Source organism: Yokenella regensburgei ATCC 49455 (assembly GCF_000735455.1).
GTDB classification, from domain to species: Bacteria; Pseudomonadota; Gammaproteobacteria; order Enterobacterales; family Enterobacteriaceae; genus Yokenella; species Yokenella regensburgei.
In genome coordinates this window covers 1-701 of sequence record NZ_JMPS01000046.1, presented here as the reverse complement: position 1 = coordinate 701, position 701 = coordinate 1, and the positions used below count along the sequence as shown (strand labels likewise).

Here is a 701-nt window from a genome sequence, read left to right as displayed (position 1 = left end):
AGTTATTCTCAACCGCATTCTTCCCGGCACTCGCCCCGGCCGCGGCACCAGCGGTATTACCACCTGCAATTCCGCCAGCAATGCCCGCCGAGATGGACGACAACGTGCTGATGGTCTGCCTTTCCTCTTCCGTCAGCTTCTCTGTTGGCGTATTCGGATAGAGCTGGTGCGCGATGGCTTCACCCACGACCGCACCTGCCGCACCCGCCGCCGCGCTGTTGCCCTGAAGGGCTGCCGTTACGCCGCCCAGAATCGCATGAGCTATCGCTTTCGCGCCTTCGTTATCATCAATACCCGCGCGATGCCCGATGATGTTCGCCAGCTCCGGGGCCGAAGCGCCCGCCAGACCACCGGCGATATTCCCGCCAGCGACTCCCTGCAGCGCCGCCGTGGCTGCCTGGATACCGCGCTGAATGTCGCTGCCCGTGCCGTACTTCTTCATTTCGTCCTGGTATGTCGGCGAATTGCGCAGTTTCCCAAGCCAGTCTTGCCGCTCTTTTTCCGTCGCACCCGGCTTAAGTTCGCCGTATTTTTCTTTCGCCGCATTCAGCGCATTAATCTCGCCCTGCGTACGCGCAATATCCGCCGCCTGACCGCCGATGTCGCTGATAAGCCCCACCGCTTTCAGCCGGTTCTGCTCTTTTTCCTTGTCGAATATCGGGCTGATGCTGTCGTTGGCGTGTTCCGTATCACGGCTCAGG

At 60.9% G+C, this 701-nt stretch carries 1 protein-coding gene; it reads right to left on the bottom strand.

Annotation, left to right across the window (positions count from 1 at the left end; genetic code table 11):
• Positions 1-701 (bottom strand): VENN motif pre-toxin domain-containing protein (locus tag GYRE_RS14290; RefSeq protein ID WP_038256131.1); only part of this gene is annotated, 701 nt, incomplete at both ends.